This is a genomic window from Streptomyces sp. NPDC002499 (assembly GCF_053595415.1).
Map to the genome: position 1 here is coordinate 295170 of NZ_JBSFXO010000009.1, position 17359 is coordinate 312528.

General features: G+C 70.3%; 13 protein-coding genes. 10 read left to right on the plus strand and 3 right to left on the minus strand.

What is annotated here, in order from left to right; translation table 11 throughout:
- The first annotated feature begins 131 nt into the window (after nucleotides 1–131).
- The 8 genes from ACWD5F_RS26605 to pgi all read left to right on the plus strand — a co-directional run bounded on the left by ACWD5F_RS26605 (nucleotide 132) and on the right by pgi (nucleotide 10470).
- The gene (locus ACWD5F_RS26605) at nucleotides 132–3086 is read left to right on the plus strand and encodes a M14 family zinc carboxypeptidase (protein WP_451257971.1); all 2955 of its coding nucleotides are present in this window, start codon (nucleotides 132–134) and stop codon (nucleotides 3084–3086) included.
- A gap of 239 nt (nucleotides 3087–3325) precedes the next feature.
- A complete protein-coding gene (gene gap / locus ACWD5F_RS26610; RefSeq protein WP_401729565.1) occupies nucleotides 3326–4336 on the plus strand; it encodes a type I glyceraldehyde-3-phosphate dehydrogenase in 1011 nt (336 codons plus the stop codon).
- Nucleotides 4337–4459: 123 nt separating this feature from the next.
- Nucleotides 4460–5671 (plus strand): phosphoglycerate kinase, encoded by a 1212-nt coding sequence (locus ACWD5F_RS26615; protein WP_451257974.1) that lies wholly within the window; start codon nucleotides 4460–4462, stop codon nucleotides 5669–5671.
- 41 nt (nucleotides 5672–5712) lie between these two features.
- Nucleotides 5713–6468, plus strand: a complete 756-nt coding sequence (gene tpiA, locus ACWD5F_RS26620; RefSeq protein WP_451258284.1) for a triose-phosphate isomerase — start codon at nucleotides 5713–5715, stop codon at nucleotides 6466–6468.
- 93 nt (nucleotides 6469–6561) lie between these two features.
- Nucleotides 6562–6798: a preprotein translocase subunit SecG gene (gene secG / locus ACWD5F_RS26625; RefSeq protein ID WP_401729562.1), complete on the plus strand. Its 237-nt coding sequence runs from the start codon at nucleotides 6562–6564 to the stop codon at nucleotides 6796–6798.
- A gap of 210 nt (nucleotides 6799–7008) precedes the next feature.
- Nucleotides 7009–7344 carry an RNA polymerase-binding protein RbpA gene (locus ACWD5F_RS26630; protein ID WP_003957010.1) on the plus strand — a complete coding sequence of 112 codons (336 nt, stop codon included), beginning with the start codon at nucleotides 7009–7011 and terminating at the stop codon, nucleotides 7342–7344.
- A 145-nt stretch (nucleotides 7345–7489) separates the two neighbouring features.
- Entirely contained in the window at nucleotides 7490–8758 is a 1269-nt protein-coding gene (locus tag ACWD5F_RS26635; protein WP_451257977.1) for an MFS transporter, read from the plus strand.
- A 56-nt stretch (nucleotides 8759–8814) separates the two neighbouring features.
- A complete protein-coding gene (pgi, locus tag ACWD5F_RS26640; RefSeq protein WP_451257979.1) occupies nucleotides 8815–10470 on the plus strand; it encodes a glucose-6-phosphate isomerase in 1656 nt (551 codons plus the stop codon).
- Nucleotides 10471–10480: 10 nt separating this feature from the next.
- Here pgi and ACWD5F_RS26645 read toward each other — a convergent pair whose 3' ends face one another.
- From ACWD5F_RS26645 to ACWD5F_RS26655, 3 genes are read right to left on the minus strand one after another with little or no spacing between them, the layout of a single operon-like run.
- Nucleotides 10481–12889: an ABC transporter permease gene (locus ACWD5F_RS26645; RefSeq protein WP_451257981.1), complete on the minus strand. Its 2409-nt coding sequence runs from the start codon at nucleotides 12887–12889 to the stop codon at nucleotides 10481–10483.
- Nucleotides 12890–12928: 39 nt separating this feature from the next.
- Nucleotides 12929–13678, minus strand: a complete 750-nt coding sequence (locus tag ACWD5F_RS26650) for an ABC transporter ATP-binding protein (protein ID WP_401729554.1) — start codon at nucleotides 13676–13678, stop codon at nucleotides 12929–12931.
- Nucleotides 13675–14190 carry a PadR family transcriptional regulator gene (locus ACWD5F_RS26655; protein WP_124004458.1) on the minus strand — a complete coding sequence of 172 codons (516 nt, stop codon included), beginning with the start codon at nucleotides 14188–14190 and terminating at the stop codon, nucleotides 13675–13677. The genes ACWD5F_RS26650 and ACWD5F_RS26655 overlap by 4 nt, the downstream gene beginning before the upstream one ends.
- A gap of 121 nt (nucleotides 14191–14311) precedes the next feature.
- On the opposite strand from ACWD5F_RS26655, the gene ACWD5F_RS26660 reads away from it, so the two are divergent.
- Nucleotides 14312–15583 (plus strand): ABC transporter substrate-binding protein, encoded by a 1272-nt coding sequence (locus ACWD5F_RS26660; RefSeq protein WP_451257983.1) that lies wholly within the window; start codon nucleotides 14312–14314, stop codon nucleotides 15581–15583.
- Between the two features lie 134 nt (nucleotides 15584–15717).
- Nucleotides 15718–17343: a glycoside hydrolase family 13 protein gene (locus tag ACWD5F_RS26665; RefSeq protein WP_451257985.1), complete on the plus strand. Its 1626-nt coding sequence runs from the start codon at nucleotides 15718–15720 to the stop codon at nucleotides 17341–17343.
- The last annotated feature ends 16 nt before the right edge of the window (nucleotides 17344–17359 follow it).

Genomic DNA, 17359 nt, shown 5'->3' on the forward strand with positions numbered 1-17359 from the left:
CACTTGGGTGATCGACACCGGCGTTCGGGTGTTCTCTTTCACCAGTCCTTGAGGCACCCTTGACTCGGCTGTGAACTGGCATGAGCCTGGCAACCGTTCGTCACCGTGACGAAAGATTGCTAGGGGGGTTCATGAGACCCAGAGCGAGAGCGATCCTCGCTGCCGGCGCGCTTCTGATCGGCGGCGCGAGCCTTGCGCCCGTCGCCCAGGCTCAGAGCGGAAGCCCGGCCACGTCCGACCCGAACGAGGTCAAGGTCTTCCGCGCCGACGTCACCAAGCAGCAGGTACCCCTGCTGCTGGCCGCCGGACAGGACAGCCACGAACTCGGCGAGGCGGTGCCCGACAAGGGCAAGGCGCCCGTCGAGGTCTACCTCACCGACCAGCAGGCACAGAAGCTGGAAGGGCAGGGCGTCGATCTCACCGAGCACACACTGTCGGCCAAGGCGGAGAAGCGGGTCGACGCGGCCGCCGAGGGCGTGTTCCGCCCGTACAGCGGCGCCGGCGGCCTCAAGGAGGAGATCGTCAAGGCCGGCCAGGACAACCCCGGCCTCACCAAGGTCGTCTCCATCGGCAAGACGGTCAACGGCCAGGACATCCTCGCGCTCAAACTGACCAAGGGCGCGAAGCAGTCCAAGGACGGCGCCAAGCCGTCCGTGCTCTACATGTCCAACCAGCACGCGCGCGAGTGGATCACGCCGGAGATGACCCGGCGCCTGATGCACTACTACCTGGACAACTACAGGACCGACAAGCGCGTCAAGAAGATCGTCGACTCCACCGAGCTGTGGTTCGTGCTCTCGGCCAACCCCGACGGCTACGACTACACCTTCAAGGACGCGGCCAACCGCCTGTGGCGCAAGAACCTGCGGGACGTCAACGGTGACGGCGTCATCTCCACGGGCGACGGCGTCGACCTCAACCGCAACTTCGCCTACAAGTGGGGCTACGACGACGAGGGTTCGTCCCCCAACCCCACCAGCGAGACCTACCGCGGCGCGAGCCCCGCGTCCGAGCCCGAGACCAAGGCGCTCGACGCCTTCGAGAAGCGGATCGGCTTCTCGTACGGCATCAACTACCACTCCGCCGCGGAACTCCTCCTCTACGGCGTCGGGTGGCAGGTGGCCACTCCCACCCCCGACGACGTGATCTACGAGGCGCTGGCCGGCACCCCGGAGAACTCCGCGATCCCCGGCTACCACCCGCAGGTCTCCTCGGAGCTGTACACCACCAACGGCGAGGCCGACGGACACGCGGGCAACGTCAACGGCATGTCGATGTTCACCCCCGAGATGTCCACCTGCCAGACCGCCTCGAACATCGACCCGAACGACCAGTGGAACGCGGCCGACTGCCAGTCCGGGTTCAACTTCCCGGACGACGAGAAGCTGATCCAGGACGAGTTCGCCAAGAACGTCCCGTTCGCGCTGTCGGTCGCCGAGACCGCCAAGCACCCCGACACGCCGTCCTCCTCGGTCGGCCTGAGCGCCGCCGACTTCACCCCGGCGAAGTTCACCACCTCGTACTCGCGCGGCGCCGACCAGGAAGTCTCCGTCGTCGTCCGCAAGGCGATCCGCGACAAGGAGCTCAAGTACCGCGTCAACGGCGGCCGTACGCTCGACATGGCGCTCAAGTCCTGGAAGGGCGGCGAGACCTTCGGCGGTGAGGACAACCTGCACTTCGACGAGTACCGGGCCAAGGTCAAGGACGGCGTCCCGGGCGACAAGGTCGAGGTGTGGTTCACCGGCGAGACCAAGGCCGGCAAGAAGGTCGCGAGCGAGCACTTCACCTACACCGTCGCCCAGCGCGCCAAGGCCGACACCCTGGTCGTCGCCGAGGAGGGCGCCGCGGCCACCCAGGCGCAGACCTACGTCGACGCGCTGAAGGCCAACGGCCACAAGGCGCTGGTGTGGGACGTCGCCACCCAGGGCGCGCCCGACGCGCTCGGCGTGCTGGACCACTTCGCCACCGTCGTCCACTACACCGGCGCGAGCACCCCCGGCATCGCCACCCAGCTCCAGCTGCGCGCCTTCCTCAACGAGGGCGGCAAGCTGATCGAGGCGGGCGAGCAGGCCGGCGGAAACGTCAACCTGGGCGACGGCACCCTGTCGAACGACTTCAGCCAGTACTACCTGGGCGCCTACTCGCGTACGTCCACCCCCGGGGCCACCGGCTTCACCGGCGCCGGCAAGCTCGACGGCTTCAACGGGGCCCTCGGGGCCGCCGCCGGCAACCCGCTCGACCGGGCGGGCACCTACGGCGTCACCTCCGAGGAGCTGAACCCGGCCACCTACCCGCAGTTCGCCAGCGCGGGCGCGGGCCAGTTCGCCGGGACCGTCAACCCGTACGGCCCGTACGCCGGTTCGTACATGGCCGCGGCCGTGCACACCGACGACGCGTACAAGCGCCTCACCCGCACCATCGACCTGGGCGCCGTGACCGCGGCCGACCAACCCACCCTGCGCTCCCAGCTGTTGTGGGACACCGAGCCCGGCTACGACAACGCCATCGTCGAGGTGCACACCGTCGGGGGCGACGACTGGACCACGCTCCCCGAGAAGGGCGGCGCCACCAGGACCATCGTCCCGGCCGAGTGCGGCGCCGGCTTCTACATCGGTGAACACCCGTGGCTGAAGCACTACCTGACGCTGGCCGGCGGCTCCTGCACCGCCACCGGCACCTCCGGCACCTGGAACGCCCTCACCGGCGCCTCCAACGGCTGGCAGCAGGTCAACTTCGACCTGAGCGCCTACGCGGGCAAGAACATCGAGGTCTCGATCAGCTACGTCACCGACCCCGGCAGCGGCGGTCACGGCGTGCTGGCCGACGACACCTCGCTGGTCGTGGGCGGCGCCGCCACCCAGACCGAGGGCTTCGAGACGTCGCTGGGCGCCTGGAGCGTCTCCGGACCGCCCGCGGGCAGCCCGGGCGTCCTGAAGGACTGGGCGCGCACCGGCACCCTGTTCAAGACGTACGGCGGTGTCACCACGGACCGGACCGTGCTGCTGGGCTTCGGCCTGGAGCACGTCACCGCGGTGGCCGACCGCAACGCCCTCGTCAAGAAGGCCCTCGCGGCCCTGGAAGGGTGACTTCCGGGGTGAATTCCCTGGTCAACCATGACTAGCCGACCGTAGTCAAAACGAGTGATCCGGTCGGACGGCCCGGGCGGTCCGTACCCCTACTGGCGGGTACGGACCGCCTGCCCGTGTATGGGGCATCTCGATGTCACCACGGGGGCCGCAGGGAGGTAGGGTCGTGGGTGGTCGGGGACATCCCAAAACAGCTCGCCGGCACCGCATAGTCGGCGTACCAACGAGGAGATCGGTTCGTGACGATCCGCGTAGGCATCAACGGCTTCGGTCGTATCGGACGTAACTACTTCCGCGCGCTCCTGGAGCAGGGTGCGGACATCGAGATCGTGGCTGTCAACGACCTGGGTGACACCGCGACCACCGCGCACCTGCTGAAGTACGACACCATCCTGGGCCGGCTCAAGGCCGAGGTGTCGCACACCGCCGACACGATCACCGTCGACGGTCACACCATCAAGGTGCTGTCCGAGCGCAACCCCTCGGACATCCCGTGGGGCGAGCTGGGCGTCGACATCGTCATCGAGTCGACCGGCATCTTCACCAAGAAGGACGACGCCGCCAAGCACATCGCCGGCGGCGCCAAGAAGGTCCTCATCTCGGCTCCGGCCAAGGACGAGGACATCACCATCGTGATGGGTGTCAACCAGGACAAGTACGACCCGGCCAACCACCACGTCATCTCCAACGCCTCCTGCACCACCAACTGTGTGGCGCCGATGGCGAAGGTGCTGGACGAGAACTTCGGCATCGTCAAGGGCCTGATGACGACGGTGCACGCGTACACGAACGACCAGCGCATCCTGGACTTCCCGCACAAGGACCTGCGCCGCGCGCGTGCCGCCGCCGAGAACATCATCCCGACCACCACGGGTGCCGCCAAGGCCACCGCGCTGGTCCTGCCCCAGCTCAAGGGCAAGCTCGACGGCATCGCGATGCGCGTCCCGGTCCCGACCGGCTCCGCCACCGACCTGGTGGTGACGCTGCAGCGCGAGGTCACCAAGGACGAGGTCAACGCCGCGTTCAAGAAGGCCTCCGAGGACGGCGACCTGAAGGGCTACCTGGTGTACACCGAGGACGAGATCGTCTCCTCGGACATCGTCAGCGACCCGGCCTCCTGCACCTTCGACTCCTCCCTGACCATGGTCCAGGAGGGCAACACGGTGAAGATCCTCGGCTGGTACGACAACGAGTGGGGCTACTCCAACCGCCTCGTGGACCTCACGGTCTTCGTCGGCGAACAGCTCTGATCGCCGAAGCAGGCACCTCGATGTGAGTGCAGGGCTCGGGCAGCGCACCGCCGCGCCGCCCGAGCCCTCACGCGCGTGTTCAGCCCTCGTTCGATCCAGAGCCCTCCTCAGGAGCCTTCTCCCATGAAGACCATCGACGAACTTCTCTCCGAAGGCGTGGACGGCAAGCGGGTCTTCGTCCGCGCCGACCTCAACGTCCCGCTGGCGGACGGCCTCATCACCGACGACGGCCGCATCCGCGCCGTCCTGCCCACCATCAAGGCCCTCGTCGAGGCGGGCGCCAAGGTGATCGTCGCCTCCCACCTGGGCCGCCCCAAGGGTGCCCCGGACCCGGCGTTCTCCCTGCTGCAGCCCGCCGAGCGACTCGCCGAACTGCTCGGCGCCCCCGTCGCGTTCGCCCAGGACACCACCGGCCCCGCCGCCCACGACGCGGTGCGCGGCCTGGAGCCCGGCCAGGTCGCGGTCATCGAGAACCTGCGCTTCAACGCCGGCGAGACGTCGAAGGACGACGTCGAGCGCGGCGAGTTCGCGGACCAACTGGCCGCCCTCGCCGACGTGTACGTCGGTGACGGCTTCGGCGCGGTGCACCGCAAGCACGCCTCCGTCTTCGACCTCCCGGCCCGGCTGCCGCACTACGCCGGCTACCTCATCGCCACCGAGGTCGACGTCCTGAAGAAGCTCACCGAGGACGTCCAGCGGCCCTACGTCGTCGCGCTCGGCGGCTCCAAGGTCTCCGACAAGCTCGCCGTCATCGACCAGCTGCTCGGCAAGGCCGACCGGCTGCTCATCGGCGGCGGCATGGCCTTCACCTTCCTCAAGGCCAAGGGGTACGAGATCGGCGCCTCCCTGGTCCAGGACGACCAGCTGGCCGCCGTCACCGAGTACGTCGAGCGCGCCGAGAAGAACGGCGTCGAACTCGTCGTCCCCGTCGACGTCGTGGTCGCGAGCCAGTTCCCCGATCTGAAGACGAAGGCTCCGGCCGACCCGACCACCGTCGCGGCGGACGCCATCCCCGCCGACGGGATGGGCCTCGACATCGGTCCCGAGACCGGTGCCCTGTACGCCTCGAAGATCGCCGACGCGGCCACCGTTTTCTGGAACGGCCCGATGGGCGTCTTCGAGCACCCCGATTTCGCCGAGGGCACCAAGGCGGTCGCCCAGGCCCTCGTCGACTCCCAGGCCTTCACGGTCGTCGGCGGTGGCGACTCCGCCGCGGCCGTCCGCATCCTGGGCTTCGACGAGAAGGCATTCGGACACATCTCGACCGGTGGCGGCGCCTCCCTCGAATACCTCGAGGGCAAGACGCTCCCCGGTCTCGCCGCACTGGAGGACTGACCGCAATGGCTCCATCTGTTTCTTCCGGACGCACGCCGATCATGGCGGGCAACTGGAAGATGAACCTCAACCACCTCGAAGCCATCGCGCACGTCCAGAAGCTCGCCTTCGCGCTGGCCGACAAGGACTACGAGGCCGTCGAGGTCGCCGTGCTGCCGCCCTTCACCGACCTGCGCTCCGTGCAGACCCTGGTGGACGGCGACAAGCTCAAGATCAAGTACGGCGCCCAGGACCTCTCGGCGTACGACTCCGGCGCCTACACCGGCGAGATCTCCGGCTCGATGCTGGCCAAGCTGAAGTGCACGTACGTGGCCGTCGGCCACTCCGAGCGCCGGCAGTACCACGCCGAGACCGACGAGATCGTCAACGCCAAGGTCAAGGCCGCCTACAAGCACGGTCTGACCCCGATCCTGTGCGTCGGCGAGGAACTGGAGGTCCGCGAGGCGGGCAACCACGTCGCGCACACGCTCGGCCAGGTCGAGGGCGGCCTCAAGGACGTCACGGCCGAGCAGGCCGAGTCGGTCGTGATCGCCTACGAGCCCGTGTGGGCCATCGGCACCGGCAAGGTCTGCGGCTCCGAGGACGCCCAGGAGGTCTGCAAGGCCATCCGCGGCAAGCTCGCCGAGCTGTACACGCAGGAGCTGGCCGACCAGGTCCGCATCCAGTACGGCGGTTCCGTCAAGGCGGGCAACGTGGCCGAGATCATGGCCCAGCCCGATGTCGACGGCGCCCTGGTCGGCGGTGCCTCCTTGGACGCCGACGAGTTCGTCAAGATCGTGCGCTTCCGGGACCAGTAGGTAGGCCCTGGCGGCGATCCGTCGTACCCTTGCGGGGGCACAGCCTGGCTGTGCCCCCGTCGTTCATCCGAATCCGAGAGAGTTGGTCCAGCCGTGGTTTTGGGGTTCTCGATCGCCCTGATCGTCTTCAGCCTGCTGATGATGCTGCTGGTGCTGATGCACAAGGGCAAGGGCGGCGGTCTCTCCGACATGTTCGGTGGCGGCATGCAGTCGTCCGTCGGTGGCTCCTCGGTCGCCGAGCGCAACCTGGACCGGATCACCCTGGTGATCGGTCTCGCCTGGTTCGCGTGCATCATCGTCCTCGGCATCCTGATGAAGACGAACAACTGAGCCGGGCGCTCGTTCCGCACGCATTCCGCACGTAAGGCCCCATGTTCGGTACGCGCAGCTGAGCGCGGCCTATCATGGGGCTTGCGTCTAGGTGTGGGGGCTGTAACTCCAATCACTGGACGCGCGTTGGGCCTTACGTAGACTGAGGCGCTCGCAACGAAGCGAAACGCCGACTCGCTTCGCGGCACCATCACGCAGGGAGTTACGACCGTGGCAAGTGGCAACGCGATCCGAGGAAGCCGGGTCGGGGCGGGGCCGATGGGCGAGGCCGAGCGCGGCGAGTCCGCGCCGCGTCTGCGCATCTCCTTCTGGTGCTCCAACGGGCATGAGACGCAGCCCAGCTTCGCCAGCGACGCGCAGGTTCCCGACACCTGGGACTGCCCGCGCTGCGGCTTCCCGGCCGGACAGGACCGGGACAACCCGCCGGACCCGCCGCGCACCGAGCCCTACAAGACGCACCTCGCGTATGTACGGGAGCGGCGCAGTGACGCGGACGGCGAGGCGATCCTCGCCGAGGCGCTCGCCAAACTGCGGGGCGAGATCTAGGAGTTGGGAACCGGCCGGGCACCGAGGGGTGTCGGGTCGGACCTGTTTCGGCCCCCGACGACCGGTCGACTCCGGACGGGTTGTCAGTGCTGACCTCTACGGTTCGTGTACCGCCTGGTGCGGACGCGAATCGTGAGGGGGAGCGGTGTCGAGGGTCGAGACGGGGGACGTGCGCGCGCCCGCATGGCGCGGGGGATTCGGGCTGCTGTGGACGGCCGCCGTGGTCTCCCGCTTCGGAGACGCGCTGCGGGGCTCGGCGCTGCCCCTGCTCGCCGTCTCGCTGACCGACCGCCCCCTGCTCATCGCCTCCGTGACCGCCTGCGGCTATCTGCCCTGGATCGTCTTCGGGCTGCTCGGCGGCGCGATCGCGGACCGGGTCGACCAGCGCCGCGCGATGTGGACGGTGGACGCGGTACGGGGACTGCTCGTCGCCGCCTTCGCCGGAGCCGTCGCGCTCGGTCACGTCTCGATCGCGCTGCTCATCGCGCTCGCCTTCGTGCTGACCACCCTCCAGACGCTCTTCGACAACGCCTCGACGGCGCTGCTGCCCGCCCTGGTGGACCGGGCGGCGCTGGGCCGTGCCAACGCCCGGCTGATGACCGGACAGCAGATCGCGGGCGGTCTGCTGGGGGCGCCCGTGGTGCCGCTGCTGCTCGTCGCGGGGGCCGCCGTGCCCTTCGTGGCCGACGCGGGGACCTTCCTGGTGGCCGCCGCGCTGGTCGCCTCGCTGCGGATCTCGGCGCCCGACCGAGCGCCGAGACCGGCGGGCAGCACCCTGCGCCGGGAGATCGCGGACGGGCTGCGCACCCTGTGGCGCGACCGCCCGCTGCGCGGACTGTGCGTGGCGACGGCCCTGTGCAACATCGGCATGGGCGCCCTGATCGCCACCCTGGTGATCCTGGTGACCGGGTGGCTGGACGCCGGTACGGCCGGCTACGCGGCCGCGACCACCGCGTACACCGTCGGTGGCCTGGCCGGGGGAGTGGCGAACCGGTGGATCACCGCGCGGCTCGGGCCGACGCGGGCCGTGCTGCTTGCCGGTGTCGTGCAGATCGGCGCCCTCGTCGTCATGGGGAGCGTGCGGAGCCTGCCGGCTCTCGCGGGGGCGATGGCCGTGTTCGGGTTCATGGGCATGGTGTGGAACGTCAACACGACGACGTCGATGCAACAGCGCACTCCCACCGAGCTGTTGGGCCGGGTCACCTCCGCCTTCCGCACCCTGGCCGTCGCCGGTGCCCCGCTGGGCGCCCTGCTCGGCGGGGCCGTCGCCACCGTCTGGGGACCGAACACGCCCGCGCTGCTGACCGCCGTCTTCTTCGTCCTGTCCGTCCTCGCGCTGATAACCACCGGCAAGGCGGACGTACTTGTGGGTGCGTCGCACGACGACGCCACGACAGCTAACGTCACGCGCTGATCCCATAGATTGGGACCGGCAGCGGGGCGAGGTACGAAAGAAGGCTGAAGTCCGATATGAACGCAGACGGCCGTACGAGGCTCAACCGGACGCCCGAGTGGACCGCGCTGGCCCAGCACCGCGAGGAGTTGGGGGAGGTCGGGCTGCGGGAGCTGTTCGCCGCCGACCCCGCCCGCGGCACCGGATACACGCTCCAGGTCGGTGACCTGTACGTCGACCACTCCAAGCACCTGGTCACCGACGAGACCCTGCGGCTGCTGCGCGAACTGGCCGTCGCCACCGACGTGTTCGGTCTGCGCGACGCCATGTTCCGGGGCGAGAGGATCAACGTCACCGAGGACCGCGCGGTCCTGCACACCGCGCTGCGCGCCCCGCGCGACGCGGTGATCGAGGTCGACGGCGAGAACGTCGTCCCGGCCGTGCACGCCGTCCTCGACAGGATGAGCGACTTCGCGAACCGCGTCCGCTCCGGCGAGTGGACCGGGCACACCGGCAAGCGCATCAAGAACGTCGTCAACATCGGCATCGGCGGCTCCGACCTCGGCCCCGCGATGGCCTACGAGGTGCTGCGCGCCTTCACCGACCGCGACCTCACGGTCCGCTTCGTGTCGAACGTGGACGGCGCCGACCTGCACGAGGCCACGCGCGACCTGGACCCGGCGGAAACGCTGTTCATCGTCGCCTCCAAGACGTTCACCACGATCGAGACGATCACCAACGCCACCTCGGCGCGCGACTGGCTGCTCACCGAACTGAAGGCCGGTCAGGAGGCCGTCGCCCAGCACTTCGTGGCGCTGTCGACGAACGCCGGGAAGGTGGCGGAGTTCGGCATCGACACGGCGAACATGTTCGAGTTCTGGGACTGGGTCGGCGGACGGTACTCCTACGACTCGGCCATCGGACTCTCGCTGATGATCGCCATCGGCCCGGACCGCTTCCGGGAGATGCTCGACGGGTTCAGGATCGTCGACGAGCACTTCAGGACCGCGCCCGCCGAGTCCAACGTGCCGCTGCTGCTGGGCCTGTTGGGCATCTGGTACGGCAACTTCCACGACGCCCAGTCGCACGCGGTGCTGCCCTACAGCCACTACCTCTCCAAGTTCACCGCGTACCTCCAGCAGTTGGACATGGAGTCCAACGGCAAGTACGTGGGCCGGGACGGGCAACCGGTCGACTGGCAGACCGGGCCCGTGGTGTGGGGCACGCCGGGGACGAACGGGCAGCACGCGTACTACCAACTCATCCACCAGGGCACGAAGTTGATCCCGGCGGACTTCATCGGCTTCGCCGAGCCGGTGGCCGGGCTGAGCGAGGGACTCAAGGCGCAGCACGACCTGCTGATGGCGAACTTCTTCGCCCAGACGCAGGCGTTGGCCTTCGGCAAGACGCCGGACGAGGTGCGCGCGGAGGGGGTGCCCGAGGAACTGGTGCCGCACAGGACGTTCAAGGGCGACCACCCGACGACCACGATCCTCGCCCGCGAGCTGACGCCGTCGGTGCTCGGCCAGTTGATCGCCCTCTACGAGCACAAGGTGTTCGTGCAGGGCGCGGTGTGGAACATCGACTCCTTCGACCAGTGGGGTGTCGAGCTGGGCAAGGTCCTCGCCAAGCGGGTGGAACCCGCGCTGACGGAGGGCGCGGAGGTCGAGGGACTGGACGAGTCGACCAAGGCCCTGGTGGCCAGGTACCGGGAGCTGCGCGGCCGTCGGTGACGGGTCGCTCTCAGGCCACCGCGCTCAGCGTGTCCGCCAGCCTGCGCCTCGCCGCGCGGGCCGCCGGCAGCGCGGCGAGGCCGGCCGCGCCCAGGACCGCCGCCGCGTCGAACAGCACCAGCATGGCCGGCGACGGTCCCTGGGCGATCCCCGCGCCGATGCCGCTCGACCGGCCCTGGGCGTTGATCAGCCAGTGCGCGAGCGGTGCGCCGAGGGCGGTCCCGACGAGGGCGGCGATCAGGGCGGTGCAGCCGGTGGCCGTCACGGTGACGGCGGTGATCTGGCGCGGGGACAGACCGATGGCCTTGAGCGCGAGCAGGTCCCGTTCGCCCTCGCGCACGGTCCCGCCGATCGCGGTGAGCAGTTCGATGAGGCCGATCAGGGCGAGCACGACGATCAGGCCCAGCACCACTCCGCGCAGCGGCGAGAGCCCGTCGGCCGGGTTGGTCACGGTGTGCACGTCCAGGTGGCCGGCTCCGGCGACGGTCAGCCGGTCGGCGACCTCCCGCGGGTCGGCGCCGGGGCGCAGCCGGAGTTGGTAGAGGCTCGGCGTCAGGCCGGGGTCGATCTCGCGGAGGGTGTCGAGCGAGGTGGTGACGACCCGGCCGGCGTTCTCGGGTTCGATGCTGCGGCCCACGATGTGCAGGCCGTAGGGCTGGGAGCCGACGGTGATCCGCACCCAGTCGCCGACCCGCGCGTTCGTCAGGGAGAGCAGGCCCTGGCCGGCCACGGCCTCGTGGCTGAGGCGTGCGGGGCGGCCCTCCGCCAGGGCGTACGGATACGGGTCCTCGTGGGTGCCGAGGCCGCGCAGGGCGATCGTGACGGACTGGTTGGGAATGAGGGCGGCCATCTTGACGCCCGGGTAGGCGTCGGCGACCTCTGGGTCCTCGGCCAGCAGGGCCCGGGTGTCCCGGTCGCTCAGGCCCGTGTCCGCGCGGACGGTGAGCGCGGCCGGGAGACCTATCTGCTCGGGCCTGCTGTGGAAACGGTCGATGGTGGTCCACGCGCTCATCGCCACGACGATCAGCAGCAGGGGCAGGGTCAGCCGGGCCACGGTGGCGAGCGACCGCAGCCGACGGGCGAACGCGGTGTGCCAGCCCAGCACCAACGCGGGCGGCACCCGCAGGGCGAGGGCCCGGCGGGCGGGCGCGGAGAGCCGGCCGCTGGACTGGGCGCCGCGACGGGATCCGCGGGCCGGTGGAGCGGGGTGCGGGCGCCGCACGCCCTCCGGTGCGGACGACCGTGCTGCGGATGCGCGTCCCGTCCTGGCCGACAGACCCCGCATCCCCCGTACCGAAGGAATCGGTACCGGTACCGGTGGCACCCGACCCGCTCGCCAGGCGGCCAGGCCCGTGGTCGCGGCGATGAACAGGACCGCGCCGGACGGGATGGCGAAGAGAGCCACCGCGTGGCCGGGCAGGCCCTGCCAGACGCCGATCGCGTCGCCGAGGCGGCCCGGGATCCGGTTGCCCAGGGACTGCGTCAGCGCCGCCGCGGTGACGGCGCCGAGAAGGGCGTAGGCGATGTGCTGGAAGAGGAAGACGCGGACGACCTGGCCCGGGGTGAAGCCGATCGCCTTCAGGACCGAGATGTCCCGCAGGTGCCCGCGGATACGGGTGGAGATCGCGCCGTGCACCGCGAGGCCCGCGGCGACCAGGGCGCCCAGTCCGAACAGGGCCAGCACCTGGCCGAGCAGCCGGTTGTCGCCCTGGGCCTCGGCGCGCGCCTGCTGCCAGGTGTCGACCTCGCCGATCGCGTCGGCGCCGCCCACGGCCTTGACGGCGCGCGGGGCGACGAAGTCCGTGTCGTCGGGGTCGGTCAGGCGCAGTCCTATGACCTGGCCGTTGGGGTCGCGTACGGCGTCCGGCAGGGTCCAGACGAGGCCCGGCTGGTCGCCCGGGCTGTAGCGCGACTCGGCGCTGTCGGCCACGCCCAGCACGGTCACCTTCCGCGCGGTGCCCGGCAGGGTGAGGGTGTCGCCCGGTTCGGCGAGCAGGGCACGGGCGAGGTGGCTCTCCAGGACCACGCCGTCGGGTGTCGCCGGGTCCAGCCAGTCGCCGGAGACGATCAGCGGGCGGCCGATGGCCGGCAACCGCTCGGGCATCGCGCGCAGTTCGACGGAGGCGCGGGCGCCGCGGGAGGCGAGCGTGGCGGACTCGGTCGGGTAGGGACCGGCGACGGAGTCGACACCGTCGAGCCGGGCGAGCCGGTCCGCGCGGGCGGACTCGGACGTGTGGATCCACACATGCGCGCCGTGCGTCTGGGTGAAGACCCGCTGCCAGGGGTTGGTGGCGTACCCGAACAGGGCCGTGGCCAGCAGCAGCGACACCACGATCCCGGCGGTGGCCAGCACCAGGAACAGCGCTTCACCGCGGTGCGTGCGCAGATCGGAGTGCGCCCAGCGCAGCGTGGCCCGCATGCGGCTCAGCCCTTCCGGGGGTCGTCGTACGTCCGCATGTCAGTCCCTGAGTTCCAGCACGCCGGAGATGCCGGCGCCGGGTGACGGCACGCCGTCCAGGGTCGCGTCGTCGGCTATCCGGCCGTCGAAGAAGCTGATCACCCGGTCCGCGGCGCTGGCCAGCCGGGCGTCATGGGTGACCAGCACGATCGTCTGGCCGCGCTGGTGGAAGCGGGACAGCAGCCGCATCACCTCGCGGGTGCCCTTGCTGTCCAGGCTTCCCGCGGGTTCGTCGGCCAGCAGCAGCGGCGGGTGGTTGACCAGGGCCCGGGCCAGCGCGACCCGCTGCTGCTCGCCGCCGGACAGCTCGCCCGGCATGCTCCGCTCCTTGCCCACCAGGCCCAGCTCGGCCAGCAGCTCCTCCCGCCCGGCGCGCGCCTGCTTCGGCGCGGTCCCGGCGAGCAGCGCGGGCAACTCCACGTTGTCGGCGACCGACAGATTCGACACCAGGTTGAAGAACTGGAAGACGATGCCGATCCGCTTGCGGCGCTCCATGGCCCAGCGCGCCTCGCTCCACGCGTTCGCGCACACGCCGTCCAGCCAGATGCTGCCGCCGTCCGGCCGCTGCAGGCCGCCCAGCAGATGCAGCAGCGTCGACTTGCCGGCGCCGGACGGACCGGTGACGGCCACGAACTCGCCCTGCCGGACGCGCAGATCGACCCCGCGCACGGCATGCGCCGGGGCGCCCTCGCCGTAATGGGACTTGACCAGGCCCTCGGCGCGCAGCACGGGAGCGGGACCGTCGCTCACTCCAGCTCCTCCAGCTCTTCCTGGCACCGCTCCAGCCAATCGAGGTCGGCCTGAAGGTGCAGCATCGCGCCCTCGATCAGCAGTTGGGCGATGCGGTTGTCGCGGTTCTCGGCTGCGGCCAGCTTCGACAGACTGCGCATGGCGGTCAGGTACTGGCGTCGCTGTTTGTTGATCAGGGCGATCTGGTCGGCGAGCCCCGTCTGCGGAGCGAGCGCCAGCTTCATGAAGAACTCGTCCCGCACCCGCGGCTCGTCCTCGGGCTCCTCGAACCAGGCGCGCAGCTCTTCCCGCCCGGATTCGGTGAGGTGGTAGACCTTCTTGTTGGGCCGGCTGGACTGCTCGACGTCCTCGCCCTCGATCAGTCCCTGCTTCTCGAGGCGGCCGAGGGTCACGTAGATCTGGCCGACGTTCGGCTGAGGGTACGCGGACCCCAGCAGTTGCTCAAGGTCCTGCTTGAGCTCGTAGCCGTGGGCCGGGCCGCGCGCGAGGAGAGCCAGGAGGGGCAGGCGCACGTGGGCAGTCCTCCTGTCTGTGTGATGTGCTCCAGGCCCTAGTATCGCCCATACCTAACAGGTATACATGGCTTCGGACCCAGGGCGAAGATGCCCGGCGCCGCTGTACAGGGAGGAACCTATGCGGTGGATGCGTGCCGCGGGTAGGGGCCTCCTCGTCTCCGTGGTGGTCCTGAGCGGGTACGTCGCCTCGGGCGCGCACGCCGAGGAGGGCACCGGCGAGAGCCGCGGCCCGCTGACGCTGGCCACGGCCGGAGACCTCACCGGCTATCTCGGCCCGGTCCTGGACGGCTGGAACCGCAGCCATCCCGACGAGAAGGTCAAACTCGTCGAGCTCCCGGACTCCGCCGACGAGACCCACGCGCAGATGGCCAGCGACCTGCGCGACGGCGACCGCAGCCGGTTCGACGTCCTCAACATCGACGTCAGCTGGACCGCGGAGTTCGCCGACGCCGGCTGGATCCGTCCGCTGTCCCCCGACCGGTTCCCGCTGGACACCTTCCTGGGCGGGGTCCGCAACACGGCGACCTACGACGGGCGGCTGTACGCCGTCCCGTACGTGACCAACGCCGGCCTGCTCCTCTACCGCAAGGACATCCTCGACAAGGAGGGCGTCCCGCCGCCGCGCACCTGGGCCGAGCTGGAGCACGACGCGAAGACCATCGCGCCCAAGTACGGACTCGACGGCTACGCGGGCCAGTTCCTGCCCTACGAGGGGCTCACCGTGAACGCGGCCGAGGCCGTCTACTCGGCGGGCGGAAGCATCCTGCGCGAGGAGGGTGCCAAGGTCACCGTCGACTCCGCGGCCGCCCGCGAGGGCATCGGGTTCCTCGCCCGCGGGGTGCGGGAGGGATGGATCCCGAAGGCGGCGCTGACGTACAAGGAGGAGGAGTCCAAGCAGGCCTTCCAGGACGGCCGGCTGCTCTTCCTGCGCAACTGGCCCTACGCGTACGTCGGTGCGTCGGCCAAGGGCTCGCCGGTCGCCGGGAAGATCGGCGCCGTACCGCTGCCAGGGCACGACGGGCCGGGTGCCAGCGTGCTGGGCGGCTCCAACCTGGCCGTCAACACCCATGCGCGGCACCCCGATTCGGCCGCGCGTCTGATCGCCTACCTCACCAGCGAGCCGGTCCAGCGCCAGGTCCTCACCCGCGGCGCGCTGCCGCCGGTGCGTGCCGCGCTGTACCAGGACCCCGCGCTGATCCGGCGGTTCCCGTACCTGCCGACCCTGCGCGAGGCCCTCCAGACGGCCAAGTCCCGCCCCAAGAGCCCCCGTTACGACCAGGTGAGTCTGGTGGTGCAGGCCGTCGTGCAGGACGCGATGGCCGGGCACGTGACGCCGAGGGCGGCGGTGGCACGACTGGCGGCGGAGCTGGCCGCCATCCCGGGTCTCTAGTTACTTGTTAAGTAACGCGGCGGTCTCCTTTCGTCTTCGCTCGGCCCACTAAATCACCATTTGCCGGGCCAACTCTCCGGTAGCTTCTGCCTACTCGTTGACACCCTCGCGACACACCTACTTAACATGCATGCATGCTGAGTAAGTACCGCTGGTGGCGGGACGCGGTGATCTATCAGGTGTACGTCCGTAGCTTCCTGGACAGCACCGGCGACGGCGTCGGCGATCTGGCCGGGGTCAGGGCCGGGCTGCCGTACCTCAAGAAGCTGGGCGTCGACGGGATCTGGCTGAGCCCCTTCTATCCCTCGCCGCAGCACGACCACGGCTACGACGTGGCGGACTACTGCGACGTGGACCCGCTCTTCGGCGACCTCGCCGAGTTCGACCTGCTGATGGGCGCCGCACGGCGGCTCGGCGTCAAGGTGCTCCTCGACATCGTCCCCAACCACTGCTCCCACGAGCACCCCTGGTTCCAGGAGGCGCTCGCCGCCGGACCCGGCAGCGCGGCCCGGGCCCGCTTCCACTTCGCCGACGGCCGGGGCGCGGACGGCGCCGAGCCGCCCAACAACTGGCACGCCATGTTCGGCGGTCCCGCCTGGAGCCGGGTCACCGAGGCGGACGGCCGGCCGGGCCAGTGGTACCTGCACATGTTCACGCCCGAGCAGCCGGACTGGAACTGGCGCAGCCCCGAGGTCGCCGCCGAGTTCGACCGCACGCTCCGCTTCTGGCTCGACCGGGGCGTCGACGGCTTCCGCGTCGACGTGGCCGCGGGCCTCTTCAAGCACCCGGACCTGCCCGACTCCCCGGACCCGGAGGCCGACGCCCGCACCCGCGACTCCGTCAACCCGCTGGCCTGGAACCAGCCCGAGGTGCACGACGTCTGGCGGCACTGGCGCGCGGTGTGCGAGGAGTACACCGCACGGGACGGCGACGAACGGCTGCTCGTCGGCGAGGTCTCCGTCCCCACCGCCCGCGAACACGCGCGGTACGTCCGCTCCGACGAACTCCACCAGGCCTTCTTCTTCGACCTGTTGAGCGCGCCCTGGAACGCCGACGCCTTCCGCAAGGTCATCACTGAGGCCATGCAGGACATCGCCGGCACCGGCTCCACGGTCACCTGGGTCCTCAACAACCACGACCAGGTCCGCACGGTCACCCGCTACGGCGAACCCGCCACCGAGGGCAGCGGTCTCGGTGCCGCCCGCGCCCGGGCCGCCGCGCTGCTCATGCTGGCGCTGCCCGGGGCCGCGTACATCTACCAGGGCGAGGAGTTGGGGCTGCCCGAGGTCGTCGATCTGCCCGACGACGTGCTCACCGACCCGATCTTCCGGCGCACCGGCAGCCGGGCCCGGATCCGCGACGGCTGCCGGGTGCCGCTGCCGTGGTCGGGACAGGCCTCCCCGTTCGGGTTCACCTCAGGCGCGGAGGGCGCGCGGCCCTGGTTGCCGCAGCCCGAGTACTTCGCGGAGTACGCCACCGACCGCGCCCTCGCCGACACCCGCTCCTTCTGGCACCTGTACCGCGACGGCCTCCAACTGCGCTACCGGCTGCCCCAGTTGGGCGAGGGCTCGCTCAACTGGCTGGAGACCCCGCCCGGCGTCCTCGGTTTCGTCCGCGGGGACGGCCTGGTCTGCGCCGTCAACTTCGGTACGGCGCCGGTGCCCGCGCCGGTCTCCGGCACCCCCTTGCTGTCCAGCGGTCCCTGCCCGGCAGGAGTGCTGCCCGGTGCGACGGCCGCCTGGTGGATCAACGATCTCTGACCCTCGATCTCTGCCC